The 1168-nt window shown below is 49.3% G+C and carries 2 pseudogenes; one reads left to right on the top strand and one right to left on the bottom strand.

What is annotated here, in order from left to right:
- A pseudogene (locus tag R8N46_RS25040) lies at positions 1–665 on the top strand (transporter); the annotation flags it as partial.
- Positions 666–850: 185 nt separating this feature from the next.
- Here the strand turns inward: R8N46_RS25040 and R8N46_RS25035 are convergent.
- Positions 851–1168, bottom strand: a pseudogene (locus tag R8N46_RS25035) (keto-hydroxyglutarate-aldolase/keto-deoxy-phosphogluconate aldolase); the annotation flags it as partial.

The raw sequence follows: 1168 nt of genomic DNA, 5'->3' as shown, positions 1-1168 counted from the left end.
GTCAGCAGTTGATGGTTGGAAAAATTGCGACGATAGTATCTGGCGTATTAGCCACGGTCACAGCTTTACTGCTGGCGTCTGTTGAGTCGTACAGCTTGTTCGACATGATGATTGTGTTCGCGGCGTTCATTCAGATGCCAATCAACATCCCATCTCTGCTTGCGCTTGTCAGTTTGAAAACACCAAACTGGTCGGGGTGGGCCACCGTTATGGTCGGATGCGCAGTATCGCTCTTTATGATATTTATCTTTGATGTACAGTGGCTCTCTTCCTCGCCATTAACGCCAAGAGAAAGCAAAGACCTGTCCGTGGTCGCAACGCTTGCCGTTCATTTACTGGTGACGGGAGGCTTCTTCCTGTTTACGCGGGTCTTTTATGCCAAAGAGCCACCATCAATCCAGCAAAGTCGCACTGCACTTGCGATTCAACTAGCCACACCGATCAGCGACGAGGAGCAGTCCCCTATCAATCATAAGCAAGGACTTTATGTCGGCTCCATCACAGCGTTGGCGGGCATGTTACTGATTCTTGCCGGCGTCGTGTTAGCGGGCTCTTCTCAATCCATCTTTGTCGCAATTGGCTGCATCGTGTTGCTGTTTAGCTTGTTCCTACTACAACCTACCCAGCACTCTAAACGTGCTTGGCAGAAACAAAAAACTAAGTAAGTAAATGGGTAAGTAAACCGTATTGGGCGCGTTGTTTTGTGTCGCGCCTAGTGGAAAGCTGGCTTTTTAACTCGCCAAAACTGCACATAAAAAAACGCCTACGGTGGAGCCGCAGGCGTTGGCAAATTGCTCAAAAGATCGTTCGACTATCTACGATAGTTCTCGGCGCTAACCGGGGTGAGGAATTATTCGATAATTCCCGCAACTTCACGAACCAGCTTCGCCAGTTCATCCCATTGCTCGTTGTCAATCAAATCGCCGGGTACCATCCAAGTACCACCACACGCTAAGACTGAAGAAATAGACAAGTAATCTTTAACATTGCTTGGGCTCACGCCACCGGTTGGCATGAATTTTACAGGATAAACCGCAGATAATGCTTTTAGCATCGCGACGCCGCCTGACGGTTCTGCTGGGAAAAACTTCAGCGTACGCAGCCCCATTTCCATTGCTTGTTCAACCAAGCTTGGGTTGTTGACACCAGGGACGGTGGTCACGTTGCG

The organism is Vibrio sp. 1874 (assembly GCF_033344395.1).
In the GTDB taxonomy this organism is placed as follows: Bacteria; Pseudomonadota; Gammaproteobacteria; order Enterobacterales; family Vibrionaceae; genus Vibrio; species Vibrio alginolyticus.
The sequence above is the reverse complement of the archived record's forward strand: the minus strand, read 5'-3'. Positions and strand labels throughout refer to the sequence as shown.